This window comes from Nocardiopsis sp. ATB16-24, assembly GCF_030271535.1.
Classification (GTDB): domain Bacteria; phylum Actinomycetota; class Actinomycetes; order Streptosporangiales; family Streptosporangiaceae; genus Nocardiopsis.
In genome coordinates, this window is record NZ_JASCXJ010000016.1 from 23,327 (window position 1) to 43,506 (window position 20,180).

Sequence of the window (20,180 nt, forward strand, 5' to 3'; positions counted from 1 at the left end):
GTCCGACGGTCAAGGAACCAGCCTCACTTCGCCTGGGGGAACGGGCACCGAAGGGACGGGGGAGGGGACGGTGGAGAGTTCGAGGAACACCTCCGTGGCGTGCGAGCCACGCGGCCCGCCCAGACCGGACAGCTCCGGAGAGGGCAGGAACTCCTCCGCGAACAGGGTCGGGCCCAGATGGGCCAACCGTTTCGCGGCGGTCATCGTGTGCAGCCTGCTCAGGAAGTCCACGTGTTGGGGTTTGGGCGCCATCGCACGTTCCATCGGCCCCATCCGGGACCCCTGGAGCGGCCGGACGAACACCTGGTCGGGCATGCCCCGCAGGGTCCGCTCCACGTTGATCCGGCGGTACAGCCGGTCCGGCCCCTCCCCGGGGCGGGCGGTCAACATGGCGGAGTCCAGGGGCCAGCGACGGCGGAAGAGCAGCACATCGCCGAAGGAGATCCGCGGAGTCCCGCCCGGCACACGGTGCGCGGACCGCCCCTCCTCCCAACGCTCGTGCAGGTCGATGACGGTGTCGCCGAAGGAGAAGAACGGGGATTCGGCGACCATCGCCACGAGCATCTCGTCGTAGGGAAGCGCGTGCGGGACGAGGAAGCCCGTGTACACGGGATCGATCTCCCGCGAGCCGCGTACCAGCCTCAGGCCCCGGGGCGTGTGCACGAGATGCAGCTCCGCGGTGGAGGGGCCCGCGGCCATGACCGGTTCGTCGCGCAGGGCCAGCTCCTCGTCGGCCAGCAGGGGCGACAGGTTGGCGTTGAACCCCAGTGCGGACCGCATGTGCACGAGGTCGGCCCCGGGCGGGCTCAACCTGCGCACGTGCGCGGCGATCCTGTCCCGCACCTCCTCCGGAAGAGCGGGCAGGAACCGGCTGAAGTAGCGTGCCCGACCGCCGTACAGGTGGTTGAGGACGAGCCTGCCCCGGTCCGGCTGACCGAACACGGCGAAGGAGCGCCGTGCCGCGAACTCCCGCTCGGGCAGGAGCGCGGCGACCTCCTCCACCACGGCCGGATCGACCTCCACCGCCTCGGCGTCCTCCCTGGCCAGCTCGTTGAGGTGGTCGACCGCGCGCCTTCGGGCGGCCAACAGCCGGGCCAGATCCCCTTCCGCCTCCCCGGTGCCGCCCGCCATCAGGCGCTGCGTCAGGGGAAAGGCCTCTCGGGCGTGTGCGGCGAACTCGTCCAGGTCGGTGCAGCGTCCTCCTCGGCCGTAGCGGGCCACGAAGACGTTCTCCAACGCCCCGGCCAGCACCCTCTGGTCGTCCAGGGCGAACAGCAGCGGCATGAGGCCGCGCAGGTCGGCGGTCCACTTACGGGTCCACTCACGCGGGACGGGCGCTCCGTGCGAGAGGTGGCAGTCCTCCACCAGGGGGGAGGAGACCAGGTCCGCGGCGGGGGGTCGGACGGACGGCGGGGTCCCGTGGGAGCCGGAGGGCGCCTCCCCGCCCCCGTCGTGCGCGTCGCCGTTCCCGTACTCCGGGTCCAGGGCCTCCGACCACAGACGCTGGAGGTGCAGGATCGAACGCGCCCGCTCCGCCCCCGAGGCCGTCGCGAACCCCGTGAGTGCCTCCCGGGTCGCCTCGAAGGCCGCGGCCACCCGGGACGCCCTGGGACCGGGAAGGCCGCGCGCGAGGTCGTGCCAGCGTCGAACGAAGTCCGGGGACTGCTCGGCGGCAGGGGCCCATGGCACGAGCACCCCCGCCCCGATCAGTTTGTCCAACACGGCCAGGGCCGCGGCGGGTTCCTGTCCGAGGTCGGAGGCCAGGTCGTCGCGCAGCTCGTCCAACCGCACCGGGCGGGCGGCGCGGTGTTCGAGGGCGGCCACCAGGTGCTTCCACGCCCCGGTCAGCGGAACGCGCACCTCTTCCTCGCTGAAGGCCTCCGCGCGCAGCCCCGAGGAGGGCGGCGCCCACCGGCGGCGGCGTACGAGCAGCCGGTCGCCCGCGCGGCGGGCTCCGCCGGTCAACACCCACTCCAGGCCCAGACGGGCTTCGGGGTCGGTGGCCAGCGCCCGCCCCGCCTGCCGGACCAGCAGTCGACGCAGAGCGGTGTCGACGTCGAACCGCAGCGGCTCGCCGTCGTGCTCCACGGAGGACGGTCGTTCCATGTCGTCGAAGTACACGCCCGTGTAGAGCGAGTAGGGGCTGACCTTCACCGTGGAACGCGAGTGGTAGTGGACCAGGGAGGGTTCGGCCTTGCGCATCCGTTTGTCCGGAGGTCCGTCGGAGGCGGCCCGCGCCGCGACCGCCCGGTGCAGGTCCGGACTGGACATCGCGATGCTGCGCTCGGTGTGCGGGTCGCGTGCCCACGCGGTCAGCGCGGCGCGCTCCTCGGACAGGACGGCCTCGTGGGCGGAGTCGAGGACCTCGGCGGCGGCGCGTGTGCGCTCCCAGCTCTCCGCCCACTCGGCGAGGGCGCCGATCCGCCACGTGATCGGATGACCCGTGAGCGGGATTCGGGGCGGACGGCGGTTGTACACGTCGCGTTTGGTCTTCAGAGCGGTGCGCCGGTGCTCCTCGTCGTCCAGCTCGGGGGCGACCGCGTGCAGGGCTTCGAGCAGCCTCTCGCGGAGCCCTTCCCGACGCGACTCCTCCTCGGCGAGGACGCGCAGCAGTTCGTCGTGCGCCTCCACGTCCGTGCCGCGCAGCGGCAGGTAGGGGTACAGGTTCACGCGGGAGACGAGGTAGGGGCCCTCCACGCAGTCGAAGGACGTCAGGTTCAACCCTCGTCCTCCGACCCCTTGCGCCTGGACGCGCCGAAGCCGCGCGGTTCACGTTCGGAGGCCCAGCGGAACCAGCGCAGAGCCACCACGGTGCCCAGCAGGGACCAGGCGAGCAGCAGCCACACCGACGGCCAGTCCCAGACGGGACCGGACTCGGCCAGGGCGCCCTGGATGAGGATGGTCAGGGGGCGACCCGGTAGCAGGTCCACCACCGCTCCGACGGTGTCGCCCAACGGCAGGATGATGAAGCCGCCGGCCAGGAAGGCCGCGGGGAAGAAGATGCCGTTGATCATGGGCACGGTGGCGTCGGCGTTGGGCGGCAACAGGGACGCGGCGGCGCCCAACGGTGCCATGCACACGAAGCCGAGCAGGAGCGCGGCGAGCAACTGCGGCAGCCGTGCCGGGTCCAGGGTCACCCCCATGCCGAGCAGGCCGATCGCCGTGACCACGACGAGCACGATCACCGCGGTGAGCAGGGTGTTGACCAGGTAGGCGCCCATCACGGTGGCCGGGCTGACCGGGGTGGTGCGGAAGCGTTTGAACAGGCCGTGGTGGCGGCGCAGGGCCAGGCCGATGGCCACGTTGGCGAAGGCCACCGACATCAGGGCGAAGCCGAGGATGCCTCCGAAGCTCAGGTTGGCCTGGGTGATCTGGTGTTCGCCGACCACACGGACCACGTCGGCCTGGGAGCGGAACGCGACCCCGAAGCCCACGTAGAACATCACCGGCATCAGGACGATGAAGGCCAGGGTGATGGGGGAGCGCCAGAACTCCTTCAGCTCCCCGTCCACATGGAGGAGGAAGCTGCTGGGCCGGCGTCCGGCGCGTACGGTCTCGACAGTGCTCATTCGGCCTTCTCCGTCTCCAGCATCGCGATGTAGGCGTCGTCGAGGCTGGGCGGAACCACGGTCAGACCGTTGATCTCGGTCTTCTCCCGCTCCGCCCACTCCTGGAGTCGGCGTACGACGGCGTCCTGCTCCTTGGTCTGTATGCGCACCCTGCCGTTGACGAGCGCGGCGCCCTCGGGCAGCCTCTCGGCGGCGACACCGGGGTCGGCGAACTCCACCACGGTGAAGGCCGCGGAGCCCCGGACCAACTCGTCGGGCGTACCCGAGGCGATGAACTCACCACCGCGGATGACGTCCACCCGGTCGGCGAGCTCCTGGACCTCGGCGAGGTCGTGGGAGGTCAGGACCACGGTGGTGCCGCTGTCACGCAGCTCGGCGACGAGGGCGCGGATACGGCGGCGCGACACCGGGTCCAGACCCGTGGTGGGTTCGTCCAGGAAGAGCAGTTCGGGCCGGCCGGTCAGCGCCAGCGCCAGGTCCAGACGGCGGCGCATGCCGTCGGAGAGGGACTTGACCAGGGCGGAGCGCTTGTCGACGAGATCGACCTGCGCGAGGACGTCGTCGATGTCCAGAGGGTCGGGGTAATAGGAGGCGTGACGGCGCAGGATGTCACGCACCGACATGCCCGGCTCCAGCATCGTCTGTTGCAGGACGACGCTCATACGCCTGCGTAGGCGCGCGAAGTCCCGGCGGTCGCCCGGATCGAGTCCGAGGACGGACAGCCGGCCCGAGGTGCGTCCCCGGTGGCCTTCCAGGATCTCTATCAGCGTCGTCTTACCGGCCCCGTTGGGGCCGAGCAGGGCGGCGATCTGGCCGGTGGGGACCCGGTAGGAGACGCCGTGAAGGACGTTCCCCTTTCCGTAGTCCTTGGTGATGTCGGTGGCTTGGATGGCGTACACGTGGGGCCCTCGTGGCTCGTCGGGGGTGGAACGTGAGGGGGCGGCCCGTGCCGGGGGGAAGGGCCGCCCTTGAGCGTGTCTAGCCGCAGGAACCGGAGGAACAGCAGCTGCTGGAGCCGCAGCACGAGGTGGAGGTGCAGCTGCTGGAGCCGCTCGTCGCGCCGGTTTCGGGGACCGCGACGGCCTCGCGGACGCTCATCACCTCCATGTCGTCGAAGTCCAGGTCCGGCAGATCGATCGTGAGGGAGTCGGCCATGGCCATCGAACACCTTCTTCTGAGGTCAGGGGATGTGTGCGCCTTACAGCAGGCACACGAAATTAATTCACGCTTTGGTTTTTTGTCTCTGCGTGACTTTTAATTCAGGTTTCGGGGTTGTTCTTTCGGGAATACAGTCGTGTCCGGCTCAGCCGCAGGAGCCGGCCGAGCAGCAGCTGCTGGAGCCGCAGCACGAGGTGGAGGTGCAGCTGCTGGAGGCGCTCGTCGCGCCGGTTTCGGGGACCGCGACGGCCTCGCGGACGCTCATCACCTCCATGTCGTCGAAGTCCAGATCTGGCAGATCGATGTCCAGTGTCGTCGAATAGGACATACGCGCCTCTTCGCTAGTTCGTTTCATGCCGAGTCCCCGGGCGGAAGAAAAATAACACGCAATCAGAGAAGTCGATAGAGGTTTTACTGTGCATCCTTAAGTGTGATCTGAATTTGTACTCACAGTAACCGGGGTGTTTCTTTTCGGAAACACGGGCCAAGGTCCCGAAAGAAACGGGGTCCCTTTTTTCGGGGGTAATGGGCACGAGGAGACGCCGGGGCCGCCGCCCGTGGAGGGGCGGCGGCCCCGGTCTTCGCCGTGTCAGGGGTCAGCAGGCTCCGCGTCGCAGGGTGGTGTCGCAAAGACCCACCCCGTCGGTCCAGGTCAAGGACGTCCGGGCGTTGCCGCCGAAGGGACGGGTGACGGCCACGTGGACGCCGTGGCCGGAGTCCTCGGCGAGCCACACCCGGACCTCCTGTGGATATCCGCCGGTCTCGGTGCGCAGGACGTAGAAGGGGCGCGGTACCGGTGACCTGCCGCTGGCCGGGTTGGTCCACCAGGTGGCGCCCTGCGCGTCGGCGACGTCCACGAAGAGACAGTCGTGGGCCACTCCCTGGTACTCGCAGGTGCGCGGCTTGGCCCCGCCGTAACGGTCCACGGAGGGGTCGGCGCTGATCCCGTTGTTCATCGCGCGCCAGAAGGCGGTGTCGCAGGCGCCCCTGGCGCAGGCGTTCCAGTCGCGCCAGGCGGTGGCGCGCGCCGTGGGCGCGTCCGACCCGCCGTTGAGGGCGGTGCAGTACTTGTCGACGATGTAGGGCACGACCACGGCCGACACCCAGTGGGAGTCGATCGCCTCGCCTGCGGTGTTGTGGGTACCCAGCCCGGCCGAATCCATCTGCCACAGACCCACGCCGGGGTTGAAGAACAGCCCCGCGCGCCGGGCCGGGTCGTAGAGGCCGTCCTGGTTGTCGTAGCGCGAGAGCGTCATGGGGGAGGGCGTGGCCATGGTCCCGGCGATGACCTCGGGCCAGACGGGGGCCAGGGCGAGCGCGGTCGCCTGCTGTGGAGTGACGTGGCAGGAGGCGTTCGCCGCGGCGTCGGCCGCGACGCCCTCCGCCGCGGCCAGGGCCTGGGCGCCGAAGGTCAGCTGTCCCGGCGGGATCGTGGCGTTGGCCAGTTTGGCCTCCAGTGCGAGCTGCTCCTCGGAGACCTCGTCCGCGTGGACGGCCTGCGGTGAACAGAACAGGAGGGCGGCGGAGGCCAGTGCGGCGAGGAGCCGTCCGGCCCGGCCGGGGGTTCGGGGGAGATGTCTTCGCACCGTGTGTACCTCACTTCGAGCGGGATGGAGGCAGTTGTCTCCACTGATGAAGACAATCACGTAGGAAACTTACATCTCCCACTGAGAGCGGGCAATACCCCTAAAAGTGCTCGATTCCGACATCAGGACATGGCGGAGGCCGCCGCCCGTTCCCGGACGGCGGCCCCACGGGGGCTCTCATCCCCTGTTGCGCTCGATCGCGGTACCGATCTCTCCCACACGGTCGGCGAGCAGCCCCATCGCCCCGATGGCCCTGGTCAACGGGTCGTCCTCGGCTCCGCCCAGCGCACGGCTTCGACGGAAGGCCTCCTTGACCTCGGTCCAACGGGCCTTCTGCTCGGGGGTCATCACCCCGCGCAGCTCCGCGAGCTTGAGCAGGTTCGCCTCCGCGCCCGAGGTCAGGGTCTGAGCCTCACCGAGATAGTGGTCGTCGATGACCGCCTCCACCTCGGCGTCGTTCATGACCGGCACGATCTTCTCGGCCAGCCGGTTCATGTTCCGATACGACCCCTGGAGTTGGAAGGGGGGTTCGGTGCGCGCGTCCTCCGACTGCGCCGCCGAGGCGATGTAGGCCTGGTTGTTGGCCAGCACCACCTCCTGCACCCGCAGCAGTTTGCGCATGACCGACACGATCCGCTCCACCTCGGCCGCCGAGTACGGGTGGTCGAGCCGGTCGGTGCCCACCGACTCCTCCCCCCGGGCCATCCGCACGAACCGGTACACGTCCTCACGGTCCCGGGTGGACAGGGGCGCCAGGGTCGGGTTCGAGGTGAGCGCGTTCTCGATGTAGCTCAGCGCGAACAGCTCCTCCTTGCCCGACAGCACGTCACCCAGGTTGTACACGTCGGCCCGGTTGGCCAGCATGTCCGGAATCCGGAACCGCTTGCCCTGTTCGGTGTAGGGGTTACCGGCCATGCACACCGCGAACCGCTTGCCACGCAGGTCATAGGTCCGGGTCCGCCCGTTCCACACACCCTCCATGCGGCGCTGTCCGTCGCACAGGGAGATGAACTTCTGTAGCAGTTCGGGGTTCGTGTGCTGGATGTCGTCCAGGTACAGCATCGTGTTGCCGCCCATCTCCAACGCGAAGGAGATCTTCTCGACCTCCTGGCGGGAGGTGGCGTCCGGAGCCTCGTCCGGGTCCAGCGACGTCACCGCGTGCCCCAGGGCGGGGCCGTTGACCTTCACGAACACCAGCCCCAGGCGGCTGGCCACGTACTCCATGAGCGTGGTCTTGCCGTACCCGGGAGGGGAGATGAGCAGCAGCAGTCCGCTCTGGTCGGTGCGCTTGTCGTCGCCCGCCGCGCCCAACTGCTTGGCCAGGTTGTCACCGATCAGCGGCAGGTACGACTCGTCCAACAGCCTGTTGCGGACGAACCCGCTCATCACCTTGGGCCGGTACTCCTCCAGCCGCAGGCGTTCACGCTCGGCCGCCACCAGTGCGTTGCGCCTCCTCTGGAAGTCCCGGTAGGCGGGCACCTCCCGCGAACGGAACCGGCGGGTACGAGACAGGAACTCGTCCAGCCGCAGGTCCAGGGACCGCTCACGCACGCGCGGATGCGAACCGAGGAGCCCGTGCACGGACTCCTGTACGGACGCCGAGGACTCGTATCGGTCCAGGCCGTTGCCCGTCAGTTCGATCGCCGCGGCCTCGGGCAGATCACTCGGATCCACCCTCTCCAAGGTGGTCGCGAAGGCCTCCAGCCAGGCCGTCACCAGCTGGTGCCGCGCCGCCAGGTCCCCGTCGAGCCTGCGCAGGTCCTCCTCGAAGGCTCTGCGCGTGGTCTCCTGGGCACTGCCCAACGCCCGACGGAACCGGTCCAGCAACAGACGGGCGCCCGCCCCGGTCACGAAACCCCGTTCGTTGGGGGTGTCCAGGGCGAGCTCCTCGAACAGGTACTCGCCCACCAGGTCGAGGTCGGTGTCCTGGGCCAGCCCGTTCTCGACCAGGAAGTCGTCCACACCGGCCGCCAGTTCCGCGCGCAACCCGTCGATGGAGGTCGATCCCCGTACGCCGAACACCTGGCGGGCACGTGCCAACGAACCCGCGCGGGTCCGCCACGCCGTCCTCTGCTCCTCGGTGGTGCCGAAGGCCCAGAACACCTGTGCCGCGGCGCGCGTCCCGCCCGGGTAACGCAGCAGTCCGGCACCGGCGCGCAGCCGCAACAACGCCGAGAGGATCAGTGTCGCGTCATGGTCGTGCACACCCCGCTCGTAGCCCTCGTCGTAGCGGGACTCGGCCGCCTCGCGCACCAGGGCCGACAGCGAGGCCCCGTTCTCCGCGTGCACCTCCGCCTCGTGCAGCCGTTCCAGCGACAGCCCGTCCCGGCCCTCCTCGGCGGCGGCCAGGATCGACGCGGCCAGGTACTCGGCCCGGTACACCTGTGGACTCTCCGACACCAGCACCCGATCCCACAGGTGGCGCGTCCGTCGGAACTCCTCGTCGGTGACCGGAGCACGGAAGTCGGTGCCCGTGATCGCCACCGACATCTCACCGTCGTGCGGGGTGAGGGTCAGGTCGATCGGCTGGTCGTTGATCGCGAACCGGTGTCTGCCCAGCCGGATCGTCTCGCCGCCCGCACCGCCCTCGAACAGGTCGGCACGGTCGCGTAGCGCACGCCCCGCCTCCTGACGGGCGGCCAGGATCCGCCCCTCCAGTTCCTCCGCCCGTACGGTGTCGCCGAGTTCGCGCATCTCCTCGACGGTCCTGCGCAGCCGCGCCACCATCGCGTCCGACGCGAAATAGGTGTTGACGTCCTCCAGCGTCCCCAACGCGGCGACCCGCCGGTGCACGCCCTCCAACACGCGTGCGGCCGACGACGCCAGGCGGTCGGCCCGCCGCGCCCGCTCGTCCACCAGGGCCTGCTTACGGGTGGAGAACGCCTCGTAGACGTCCTCGCGCTTGTCCGACAGCTCCGCGAGGAAGTCGTCGAACTCGGCGAAGCGCGACTCCAGGTTCTCCAGCTGGAGCATGATCCGCCCCAGCTGTTCGTCGCACCGCTCCGGGGTGTCGGCCGCGGCCAGCGCGCCCGTGATCGCCTGCCCCAGCAGCGAGAACTCGGCCGCGAACTCCGCACGCCCCTCCAGGGCCAGCAGCTCCTTGCGCCGTGTCTCCAGAGTCGCGCGAGCCCGGTTGATCCCGGCCAGGACCTCGCTGACCCGCTCCAGGATGCGCGTGCGCACCTGGGCGTCACCGATGTCCAGCGACCCGATGACCTCGGTGACCACCTGGAGCCCCTCGGTCTGTTCGGCGATGCGCTCACCGACCGCCGCCGCGGCGCTGACCGCGTCGATGCCCTCGGCGTCCGCGACCAACCGGTCCACCTCGTCGTGGTACCCGCTGAAGGCGTCGTCCTGTTCGAGGAAGGCCACCGTGCGGCGGCCCGTGGCGGCGATCTCCTCCGAGAGCCTGCCGTCCAGGTCGTCCAGACGCTCGGTGTCCACATAGCGCGTCTCGCGCAGCGTGGCCGCCTGCCCCTGGGCGCGGCGCAGCTCGGTCAGCCGAGCCACCCAGCCCTCCGCCGACCGCGGTGCCTCCCCGCGGGCGGTGCGGATGAGCGCGACCGCCCTCTCCTCGGTCTCGGCCAGGGTGTCGGCGGCCTGCCGTGTCAGGGTCTGGACGGTCTCGAACTCCTCCAGCACCCGCTCGGCGGTGCTCCGCACCTCGGACAGGGGCCCGGCCAGATCGCCCAGCTCCTCCTCGGCCAACCAGTGGAACCGGTCTGCCACCCGACGACAGGCGGAGATGAGGGCCTCGAAGACCTCGGTGGAAGGCCGCATGTCCTGGGCCATCCGCGTCACCGACAGGCACTCGGACACGCCCCGCACCAGCTCGGCGTTGCCGATCCGCTCCAGGGGGCCGGTCCCCACCGGCTGCGCCGCCGCGTACACGTCGGACACGTACGGGGTCCGCCACACCTGCATGGGGTGGACACGGGTGGGTTCGCCCGAGCCCTCACGGAACACCGTCATGGTGCCGTCGTCGAACAGCGAGTAACCGTGGCAGACGATCGGGTTGGCGACCTCCTTGCGGATGGTGTTGTACGGCAGCAGCAGACTGCGACCGTCCTCCCGGGAGTGGAAGACGTACAGCACGTCCTCGCCGTTGGGCGAACGCACCACGCGTTCGAACTCCAGGTCGGTGACGTCGGTGTCGAAGGTCCGCGACACCCCGGTGGCCAGGTAGTAGCCGCCGGGGAAGATCAGTCCCTGGTCGTCGGGGAGGCGCTGACAGGACTGGCCGACGCCGTCGAGCCGCTCCACCTCCTTGGTACGGGTGTTGAAGACCAGGTGCCGCCACTCGGTCTCGTTGTAGGGAAGCACGCGCAGGAGGATGAGCGCGCCCACCCGCGCGTAGTGCACGGCGGCGTCGGCCAGACTCTGCAACGGCTCGTCCACGGGTTCGCTGTAGACGCCCTCGCCGACCTCGGTGTTGTCCTCGATCTTGATGGTCAGGTCGCCGCCGACCGTCTCCACGAACAGTTCGTCGAGGATCGAGATGTGCGGATGGCGACCCGAGACGTGGTCCTCGCGGGTGGTCTCCACCCACGTGAAGTCGTGCGACGGGGGGAACACGTGGTCGCGCTCACCTCGGGCGTCGAGGTAGGCGGTCTCGCCGGAGGGCGAGACCGACCACCGCAGCACCCGCACGTCGTCGGTGCTCGGTCCGGTCTGGAACACGGCCAGCAGCCGGTCCTCGACCCGGCGCAGCTGGAGCAGACGCGCGTCGCGGTAGTAACGGTAGAGCTGGGCGAAGTCCTGCCGGAACCGCTCGTCGGACAGCAGCCCGGGAATGGTGTCCTCGGAGGCGTCGGTGAAGGCGAAGCCGTCGTCCGTGTGCTCGTACCGGTGCATGGAGAACACGTCGCGGACGCGGGTCTGGCGCTGCATGCCGATGAAGACGTTGTAGCCGAACAGGATCACGGAGCCGTCGGCGTCGCCTCCGACGGAACGTCCCACGCTCACGATGTCCCGCGGCACGCAGTTGTGCTCGGTGCGGATGCGTTCGGTGCCGAGCAGGGTCAGTTCGGTGCCCCCGAACACCTCCACCCGGCGCTTGTTCAGTTCCTCGGTCCGCCGGGCCAGCTCGCCGCTCTGCTCACGCAGCCTGGCGCGGAGCACCTCGTAGGTGCCCGCGTCCAGGGACTGCGCGTCTTCGGCGTTCGGCCCGGCGTTCTGCTGAGACAGGGCCTCGGTCACGGAGGGCTACCTCACTGCTCGGTGGTGGCGAGGGCGGTCGCGGGCAACTGGTCCACGCCCAGGGAACGTGCGGTTCCGAGCAGGCCGTCCAACTTGTCGGCCTGGGGGCCGCCCGCCCCGATGAGCTTGAGCAGGAGCGCGGAGACGGTCAGGTTCTTGACGTCCTCGGTGTCCACCGACTCCAGCACCTTGCGCATGTCCGCGGCGAAGTCGCCCTCGCCGTTGAGCCAACCGCCGCCCAGCGCCTGCACGGTCCGGGAGTTGCCGACGAAACCGTCCACGGCCTTGCCCATGCCGATGGAGTTGACCATACGGTCGAAGAAGGCGCCGTCGCCGCCGACGATGTTGATGTCGGCGTTCTCCAGTCCGGTGGCCAACACGGTGGCCTGGGCCTCGGCGACCTGGCGGTGCACGTCGATCCCGGCCAGACGGACCTCCTTCTCCGCCTCCAGACGCAGACGGTACTCCTCGTGCTCGCGGCTGACCTCGTCCAGGGCGGCCATGGCCGCGGCCTTGTCGGTCAGACCGGCGGCCTCGGCGCGCAGCTTCTGCTCGACGGCCTCGGCCTCGACCTGTGCCTTCTCCCGGGCCACGGTGGCCTCGGCGCGGCCGACCTTCTCGATGGCGTCGGCGTCCTGTTCGCGGACCTGGACCTCGGCCAGACCGGAGGCGGCGGCCTCGGCCTGAAGCCCCTCGGCCAGACGGATCTTGGCACGGGTGTCCAGCTCGGCGGCCTGCTGACGGGCCTCGGCGAGGGTGAGCTCCTCGGCGGCCCTGTGCTTGGCGGCGGCCTCCGCGGCCTCGGCGGCCTTGATGTCCTTGACCAGGTTCTCCTGGGCCTCGGCCTCGGCCTGGATGATGATGGCCTGGCGGGTGCGCTCGGCCTCCTCGACCGCGCGCAGGCGCTTGATGGCCTCCTCCTGCTCGGCCACGGTGCGGTCCACGGCGATCCGCTCGCGCACGACGTCGGCGACCTCGCGCTTCTCCGCCTCGACCTCCTTGTCCTTGGCGATGCGGCTCAGCTCGGTCTCACGCTCGCGTCCGATGACCTCCAGCAGGCGGTCCTTCTCGATGCGTTCGCTCTCGATGGCGATGACGCGCTCACGGTTCTTCTCGGCGACCGCGATCTCCCGCTGCTGGTTCTGGTGCTGCACGCCCAGCGCCTCGGCGGTGCGGATGTCGGCGGCCTCGGCCTTGAGGCGCTCCTCGGCCCGCACGCGGGCGGTCTCGGCCTCCTCGCGGGCACGGATGATCTCGATCTCGCGCTTGGCCTTGGCGGCGGCCTCCTCGCGACGCTTCTCCAGTTCGGCGAGGGTCTCGGCGGTCTCGGTGTCCTGCCGGTCGATCTCCTTCTTGCGGTCGTTCTCGAACTCGTTGGTGCGCTTGTGCTCGATGGAGGTGCGCTCGGTGATCTTGGAGATGCCCTGCGCGTCGAGGATGTTGTTGGCGTCGTGCTGGTGCAGGGGGGTCTGCTCCAGCTCGTCGATGGCCACGTCCTCCAGGCTGTAGCCGTTGAGGTCGGTACCGATCAGGGAGATGATCGCCTGGCGGAACTGCTCGCGGTGGGTGAACAGCTCCTCGAAGTCGAACTGCTTGCCGACGGTCTTGAGGGCCTCGGAGAACTTGGAGTTGAACAACTCCTGCAAGGTGTCCTGATCACTGGCACGCTCGGTCCCTATGGACTTGGCGACCTTCTTGACGTCCTCGGCGGTCTCGTTCACCCGGACGTAGAAGTAGACCTTGATGTCCGCGCGGATGTTGTCCTTGCAGGTCAGGCCCTCGCGTCCGCGTCGGTCGAGGGTCAGGGTCTTGAGGGAGATGTCCATGATCTCGGCCTTGTGCAGGACCGGGAGGACGATCGCGCCGGTGAAGGTGACATGGACGTCGCGGACCTTGGAGATGATCAGGGCCTTGCCCTGCTCGACCTTGCGGAAGAGGCGGGTGACCATCAGCAGCAGGGCGAGGAGGACGACGACGGCGACGGCCAGGGCGACGCCGATGGTCATGAAGGCCGCGCCGGCCGCCTCCTGCCCGTTCGTGGTGGCGCTCAACAACACGTGGGAAGTCTCCTTCGACGAGTGGCGTGCGGGGGAGAGGGGCGAGCGCGCCGCGAGGAGGAGACGGAGACCGGGGACCGTGTCCAGGGGAGGGCGCTCGTGGACTGTGACGCCGCCCGAAGGCGAATGGTTCCGCGTACCACTCGGATATGGGATCCCTCTTGGAAGAGGGAGAGAGACGGGGCGCTCAGTCCCGGCCGGGGTCCAGAGCCGGATCGAGGTGGGTGACGAGGAAGACGTCGTCCTCGTCGCGGTGTTCGAAGATCAGGGCGGTGCTGCCCAGCGGCAGGACCTCTCCGCCGATGGTGCGCACCGGAATGGAGATGGAGGCGCCGCCGGCGGTGGTGATCTCGGCCCGGCCGAAGTCCTCACGAGCCTCGCCGATGCGGATCACACAGGTACGTCCGACCAGTTCGTGCTTGGAGTCGCCGCCGCGTTCGGGAAGGAACCGTTGGACGGCCATGACCAGTCCGCTGGTGACCGCCCACGCGGTCACGATCGCGATCAGCAGGACCACCGCGCCCAGGGCGAGCAACAGGGGCGTGGAGGTGGTGTCCAGCAGACCGGTCATGATGCTCCCCATCATGCTCACGAACCAGGCGACGCACACGAGGACGCTCAACGCCACCGTGACCGGTACCCGCCCCAACCCCACGCGACTCATGACGGCGCTCAGGCCCACGGCGTCGCCGTCGGTGTCCACACCGTCGAGCAGGTCGAGGTCGGCGGCGCCGACGGCCACGAAGATCCAGTAGGCGGCGACGACGATCAGCAACGGGGTGAGGACGACCGTCGGAAAGCCGAGGGCGGTGCTCAGAAACAGTCCCATACGTCCACCCCTGCCGTGAAAAGCGCTGATCGCGTCGGAACTCTATCGAATCCGGGCGGCGAGTTCCGTCGTTCGGGGTCGGGCCGCAGGCGACGGACGGGAGGCGGACCGGCCGGTCGCCGCGGGGGCCGGGAACGGACGCGGGGTCTCAATGGAGGAAACGACGCTGTCCGAGGATGAGCCCGTCGGAGTCCAGGACGAAGACGTCGGCGAAGTCGACGTCGGCCGGTGCTCCGGTCGTGCCGCGCGCGGAGGAGGTCCTGATGAGACGACCGATCGCCACGATGTGCGAAGCCTGACCGAACACCTGGTACAGGGTGTGCGTCCCCGAAAGGCGTGACTGCGTCCCGTGGAACTCCGCGGCCTGGGCGTGTCCGTGGACGGGATCGGCGTCGGGGTACCTGATCCACACTCTCTCCGAGAGCAGGGACAGATAGCCTTCGACGTCGCGTGAATCCAGATAGTGGTAGGACAGGCGGACGTGGTCCACTCCGGCTGCGGTGAGGGCCGCACTCGGCGCGGGGGACCTGATGTGGTCTCCGCTGGCAGACATCTGGAAAACCCCTCCCTTTCGGCCTTCCGCTCCTCGTTCATGTTTCGTTTCGATAAAACGACGAGGTCCTGCGGGTCCACTCCAGATCATGCGGGAAGGCGTTATTCCGTCGCTATCAAGGCGTTATCACGCTCGGTGGCGTCACTGTTCCTCACAGTGTTTCATCGATTTTTGAGAGGAAAAGTGATAGATGGTAAAGGCACTTATGTGTACGATCAATCTGCGCGTTTCGGCCTGTCGATGTAGGGATTGACCAGGGCTGAATCTGTCGGCAGGGGAGGAGATTCTCCTGATCTTCCGTATTCTTGGCCACCTTCAGGTCGACTCCCCTACAGGTCCGGTGCGGATCCCCCCTGGTCGCCAACAGGTCATCCTCTGCGCTCTGCTTCTGGAAGCGGGGCACGTGGTCTCCACCGACTATCTCGTCGACGCGATCTGGGACGAGGACCCTCCGGAGACCGCGCGTACCCAGGTGCAGATCTGTGTCTCCCGTCTGCGCAAGAGCCTCGCCCAGACCAGCGCCGAACTGGTCACCCAGCCGCCCGGGTACGTGCTCCGTGTCGACACCGGTCTCATCGACATGCACCGGGCCCACAGGCTCGCGGAGGAGGCCGACGTCGTCGCCCGTGAGGGGAGGGCGGCCGATTCCGCGGCGTTGCTCAGGGAGGCGGTCGCCCTGTGGCGCGGGCCCGCGCTCAGCGGAGTGTCCAGCGGACTGCTCGCCACCAAGGCGGCCCGACTGGACGAGAGTCGTACCAACCTCACCGAGACCTACCTCGATATCGAGCTGGGCCTTGGACGTCATCACCTCCTCATCGGCGAGATCACCGCCCTGGTCCAGGAGCACCCCCTCCGGGAGAGGCTGCGCGGACAGTTGATGCTCGCCCTGTACCGCTCCGGCCGCCGGGCCGAGGCCCTGGAGACCTATCGACGCGGACGTGAACTGCTCATCGACGAACTCGGACTGGAACCGGGAGAGGAGTTGCGTTCCCTGGAGGCCTCGATCCTGTCCGGTGACACGCAGCTGAGACTCCAGGAAGGACCCGGACCCCTCGTCCCCCCGTCCTCCCAGGAGACACCGGCGGGCCCCGCCGACGCACGACCGGCACCCGAGCCCTCCACCCCCGTGGCCACCGCCGAGCCCGAGACCAGAGCCGTGGGGGCCGACGTCCGTCCCCGCCAGCTTCCCGCCGACAGCGCGGATTTCGTCGGACGCACCGAATGGATCGACGCGGTGGAGTCCTGTCTGTTGGACGGGGAACGCGGCCGGGCCGTGGGCGTGGCCGTCCTCATCGGCAGACCCGGGGTCGGCAAGAGCGCCTTGGCCACGCACGTGGCCCACCGCCTGGGCGAGGACTCCTTCCCGGACGGCCAGCTCTACTGCGACCTGAGGGGCAGTCAGAGACAGCCGGTGGAGACCACCGACGTCCTCGGGCGTTTCCTGCGGGCCCTCGGCATACCGGGCCGGTCCATACCCGACTCACGGGACGAGCGCGCCGAGATGTACCGCAGCATGCTCTCCCAGCGCAGGATCCTCGTCGTCCTCGACGACGCGGCCTCCGAGAACCAGGTCACCGCCCTGCTTCCGGGCCACTCCGGCTGCGGCGTGATCGTCACCAGCCGGGCCAGGCTCACGGGCATCCCCGGGGCGCGGGTGTTCGAGCTCGACGTCCTCTCCCAGGAGCAGTCCATCGACCTGCTACGGAGCGTGGTCGGAGCCGAGCGCGTGGACGCCGAACCCGCCGCGGCCGTCGCCTTGGTGGGCGCGGTCGGAAGGCTTCCCCTCGCGTTGCGCATCGTCGCCGCGCGTCTGGCGGCCCGGAGCCACTGGTCACTCGCCTCCATGGTCAACCGCCTGTCCGACGAACGGCACAGACTGGACGAATTGGCGCATGGGGAGCTGACGGTACGGGCGAGCCTGTCACTGACCTATGACGGACTGGACGAGCGCACCCGTCGAACCCTGCGCCTTCTGGCCCTGGCGGAGGGGCCCAGCCAGCCGGGCTGGATCGCCGGGGCGCTGTTGGACGACCACCGGCCCCACGCCCTGGACCTGATGGAGCCGTTGGTCGACGCCCAGATGCTGGACGTCGTGAGCATCGACGCCTCCGGAGACCCCCGTTACCGGTTCCACGACATCATCCGCCTCTTCGCCAGGGAACGCCTTTTCGACCAGGAGACAGAGGTCGAGCGGAAAAGGGTGGGGGCGAGACTGGTCGGGGGATGGCTCTTCCTGGTGGACGAGGCCAACAAACGGCTCCAAGGAGGCGACTACCTCTTCCTGCACGGCCGAGGGGAACGCTGGAACCCCCCGCAGAAGGTGGTCGCCACCGCGCTCTCCGCCCCGATGGCGTGGCTGGAGAGCGAACAGGTCAACCTGTGCGCGGCCGTCTCCCTGGCCGCCGACATCGGCCTGGACGAGTTGTGCTGGGAACTCGCCAGCGCGCTGGTCCCGCTGTTCAACAGGCGCGGCTACCTGGACGACTGGGAGACGACCAACCACCGGGCGATGGAGGTGGTGCGCGCGCACGGCAACAAGCGCGGAAGCGCCGCCCTGACCTTCTCCTTCGGCTCCCTCTACCTCGACCAGCGCCACTATGAGAAGGCCGGGAGGTCGCTGACCGACGCCTTGGAGGAGTTCACCGAACTCGGGGACGAACTGGGCCGGGCCATGTGCCGGCGGGAGTTGGCGTACCTGGAGCAGTTGCGCGGGGACCATCAGCGGGCACTGGAACTATGCGAGCAGGCGCACGCGGGTTTCGCTTCGATCGGGGACATCGCGGGTCTGGGGCGCACACTGCACCTGAGCGGTCACGTGTACACGCTCCTGGGAGACGGTGAGCGGGGGATGCGGGACCTCCAAGGGGCGCTGGAGTACGCGCGGACCACGGGGGATCCACGGGACCGGGCCCAGGTGCTCCGCCGGATCGGCCAGTCCACGCTGGGCGCGGGCGAGTACCAGGAGGCACTGAGGATCCTGTCGGAGGCCTTCGATCTGGTACGCGACCTCGGGGACCCCATCGGGGAGGGATACCTCCTCCACGACCTCGGCCGGGTCAACATGCTCCTGGGCCGAAGACAGGAGGCGCGCCGCTATCTGGGCCGCGCACTGGCGGTACGGGAACAGATACTGGACCGTGAGGGCGAGGCCGAGACGGGGCTGGACCTGGCACGGCTGCTCCTGGATTCGGGGGAGACGGAGCAGGCCGTCGAACTGGCCGGGCGCGCGGCGAGGATCTTCGAGGAGCGCGGTATGGAGCGCGAGCGCGAGGCGGCCACGGGGCTCATGACCTCGCCCCGGTCCTGAGGAACGTGCCGGACGAAGCCGCCGCCGGGGGCACGGTCACTTCTCCCAGTTGCCGCCGTCGGCGCACACGGTCGGAGGCTGCGTGCAGGGAACGGTGTCGTCGGCGTGGGCGGCGGTTCCGGTGAGAACGGCCGTGGTGAAGGCGGCGGTGGCGGCGAGGGCGAGAGCGATGTTCTTGACCAGGCGCATGGTGTCTTCCCTTTTCTCATTCGCTGCGTTCTTGCTGATGAACACGAAGTTAGGAAGACGTGGCATCGCGGGATCGTCGCTTGCGCTATCACCCCGCTATCCCACCCGCGGAGGCCTCCTATCACCTCCCGTCGGGGTGTACTGACCGTGCCTCTTCGCCTTTTCCTCCCACGTCAAAGGCATCGTCGAAGGTCCCGCCCTCTCCACGGGCACGTGCTCTGTCCGGGTACCGGCCCGGGGTAGCGCGAAAGACATACCGGAGATAGCGGACTCTCCGACGATGGGGTCGCCAGGTGAAGAGCCGCCACGAAAGGTCGGTGCCGAACATGGAAACCCCAGACAACGGACAGAGCTTCGGTCAGCTGCTTCGAGTACATCGTTCGCGAGCCGACCTGACCCAGCAGGAACTGGCGGACTTCTCCACCGTCAGCGTTCGGGCGATTCGGGACCTGGAGCACGACAGGGTACGACAGCCGCGCAAGGACACCGTTCATCTGCTCGCGGACGCACTGCGTCTCAACGAACGCGGCCGAATGGAGCTGCTGGCCGTCGCGGGGCGGATGGGGGGCCACGCCTACGGTCTGTCCGGGCCGCACGCCGTTCCCTCACCGCCGCCCACTCCGTGCACGCCGACCCTCGGCCGCCGAGACGAGGCCGACGCCCTGGCCCTGACCCTCGCGGCTCCGGGGCGGCGCCTGGTGACGGTGACCGGTCTCCCCGGCGTGGGCAAGAGCCGTTTCGCGGCCGAGGTGGCCCGGAGCTATCACCAGAGTTCGGGAAGCCCGGTCCTGTGGGCCGCCGGGTCCGGAGGCGACCTTCGCATGCCGAGCGTGGGCGTGCGCGGGGGGCTGGCCGACCTGGTCGAGCGAGCGGTGGACTGTCTGTTCGGCTCTCTGGTCACGGCGGACGTGGAACTCGGCGGGGTGGACGGCCTGGCCAGGGCCGTGGGCGACCGGCCCGCCCTGCTGGTCCTGGACGCCCCCCGTCCCAGAGCCCTCAACGGGACGGCGCTCGCCCATCTGCTCGGTGAGTGCACCGAACTGCGTGTCCTCGTGGTCGGCCCCCGCCCTCACGGGGAGCACGGAGAGCAGGTCTTCCCCCTGGCTCCGCTCTCCCCCGAGGCCGCGGTCGACGTGCTCATGTGGCACATGGGGGACACCCGGCTCTCCCCGGCTTCGAGCGGCGGGGACATCGCCTACCTGGCGGAGATCTGCCTCCTGCTCGACCGTCTTCCCGGCGCCCTGGTCTCCGCGGCCTCCTGGCTGACCCTCTACGACCCCGCGACCCTGGTGACGTGTCTGCGGGAGGACCCCCTGCCCTTCCTCACCCCCTTGACCGGGGGGTCGGGGCTGGTCGGCACGCTCCAGAGCGCGTTGTCCTCCTGCACCCCGACGGAGGAGACCGTTCTGGACCTGCTCTGCACCACCCCCGAGGGAGAGCGGGCCGACGCCTTGGCCCGGGTCGGCGGACTCGCGCTCGCCGACTGCGGGAGGGCACTGAACGATCTGATCGTCCGTGGACTGGTGCGCCGCGACCGCGACGGCGGGGAGACCCGCGTCCACCCGCTCAACCTCGTACGGATCCTGCGGTCGACCCGCGCCGATCTCGTCCCCGCCATGAGGGCGCCCGTCCGCGCCGCCTGAGCGACCACCGGTCCTGGTGCCGCAGAATCTGCCGATCACTCTTCCCGTCGGAGCATCACCCGAGAAGTACGCTCTGCTCCGAAATGGGGA

General features: G+C 69.3%; 13 protein-coding genes. 2 read left to right on the forward strand and 11 right to left on the reverse strand.

What is annotated here, in order from left to right; translation table 11 throughout:
• Nucleotides 1-9: 9 nt before the first annotated feature.
• The 10 genes from PFX91_RS17010 to PFX91_RS17055 all read right to left on the reverse strand — a co-directional run bounded on the left by PFX91_RS17010 (nucleotide 10) and on the right by PFX91_RS17055 (nucleotide 14,951).
• Nucleotides 10-2,721, reverse strand: coding sequence for a lantibiotic dehydratase (locus PFX91_RS17010; protein ID WP_285733054.1), 2,712 nt, complete (start codon nucleotides 2,719-2,721; stop codon nucleotides 10-12).
• On the reverse strand, nucleotides 2,718-3,569 hold the full coding sequence (locus PFX91_RS17015; RefSeq protein ID WP_285733056.1) for an ABC transporter permease: 852 nt from the start codon (nucleotides 3,567-3,569) through the stop codon (nucleotides 2,718-2,720). The genes PFX91_RS17010 and PFX91_RS17015 overlap by 4 nt, the downstream gene beginning before the upstream one ends.
• Nucleotides 3,566-4,468 (reverse strand): ABC transporter ATP-binding protein, encoded by a 903-nt coding sequence (locus PFX91_RS17020; protein WP_285733058.1) that lies wholly within the window; start codon nucleotides 4,466-4,468, stop codon nucleotides 3,566-3,568. Before PFX91_RS17020 ends, PFX91_RS17015 begins: the two co-directional genes overlap by 4 nt.
• A gap of 79 nt (nucleotides 4,469-4,547) precedes the next feature.
• On the reverse strand, nucleotides 4,548-4,724 hold the full coding sequence (locus tag PFX91_RS17025; protein WP_285733060.1) for a thiazolylpeptide-type bacteriocin: 177 nt from the start codon (nucleotides 4,722-4,724) through the stop codon (nucleotides 4,548-4,550).
• A gap of 148 nt (nucleotides 4,725-4,872) precedes the next feature.
• Nucleotides 4,873-5,082 (reverse strand): thiazolylpeptide-type bacteriocin, encoded by a 210-nt coding sequence (locus PFX91_RS17030; RefSeq protein WP_285733062.1) that lies wholly within the window; start codon nucleotides 5,080-5,082, stop codon nucleotides 4,873-4,875.
• A 241-nt stretch (nucleotides 5,083-5,323) separates the two neighbouring features.
• Complete coding sequence (locus tag PFX91_RS17035; protein ID WP_285733064.1) at nucleotides 5,324-6,313, reverse strand: hypothetical protein; 990 nt, start codon at nucleotides 6,311-6,313, stop codon at nucleotides 5,324-5,326.
• 177 nt (nucleotides 6,314-6,490) lie between these two features.
• A complete protein-coding gene (locus PFX91_RS17040; RefSeq protein WP_285733065.1) occupies nucleotides 6,491-11,512 on the reverse strand; it encodes a DNA repair ATPase in 5,022 nt (1,673 codons plus the stop codon).
• 11 nt (nucleotides 11,513-11,523) lie between these two features.
• A complete protein-coding gene (locus PFX91_RS17045) occupies nucleotides 11,524-13,569 on the reverse strand; it encodes an SPFH domain-containing protein (protein ID WP_285733067.1) in 2,046 nt (681 codons plus the stop codon).
• A gap of 187 nt (nucleotides 13,570-13,756) precedes the next feature.
• Nucleotides 13,757-14,398 carry an OB-fold-containig protein gene (locus PFX91_RS17050; RefSeq protein WP_285733069.1) on the reverse strand — a complete coding sequence of 214 codons (642 nt, stop codon included), beginning with the start codon at nucleotides 14,396-14,398 and terminating at the stop codon, nucleotides 13,757-13,759.
• A gap of 148 nt (nucleotides 14,399-14,546) precedes the next feature.
• Entirely contained in the window at nucleotides 14,547-14,951 is a 405-nt protein-coding gene (locus tag PFX91_RS17055; protein ID WP_285733071.1) for a nuclear transport factor 2 family protein, read from the reverse strand.
• A 340-nt stretch (nucleotides 14,952-15,291) separates the two neighbouring features.
• On the opposite strand from PFX91_RS17055, the gene PFX91_RS17060 reads away from it, so the two are divergent.
• Nucleotides 15,292-18,258: an AfsR/SARP family transcriptional regulator gene (locus PFX91_RS17060; protein WP_285733073.1), complete on the forward strand. Its 2,967-nt coding sequence runs from the start codon at nucleotides 15,292-15,294 to the stop codon at nucleotides 18,256-18,258.
• Between the two features lie 36 nt (nucleotides 18,259-18,294).
• On the opposite strand, the gene PFX91_RS17065 is transcribed toward PFX91_RS17060, so the two are convergent.
• A complete protein-coding gene (locus PFX91_RS17065; RefSeq protein WP_285733074.1) occupies nucleotides 18,295-18,447 on the reverse strand; it encodes a hypothetical protein in 153 nt (50 codons plus the stop codon).
• Nucleotides 18,448-18,773: 326 nt separating this feature from the next.
• On the opposite strand from PFX91_RS17065, the gene PFX91_RS17070 reads away from it, so the two are divergent.
• On the forward strand, nucleotides 18,774-20,090 hold the full coding sequence (locus PFX91_RS17070) for a helix-turn-helix domain-containing protein (protein ID WP_285733076.1): 1,317 nt from the start codon (nucleotides 18,774-18,776) through the stop codon (nucleotides 20,088-20,090).
• Nucleotides 20,091-20,180 lie beyond the last annotated feature (90 nt).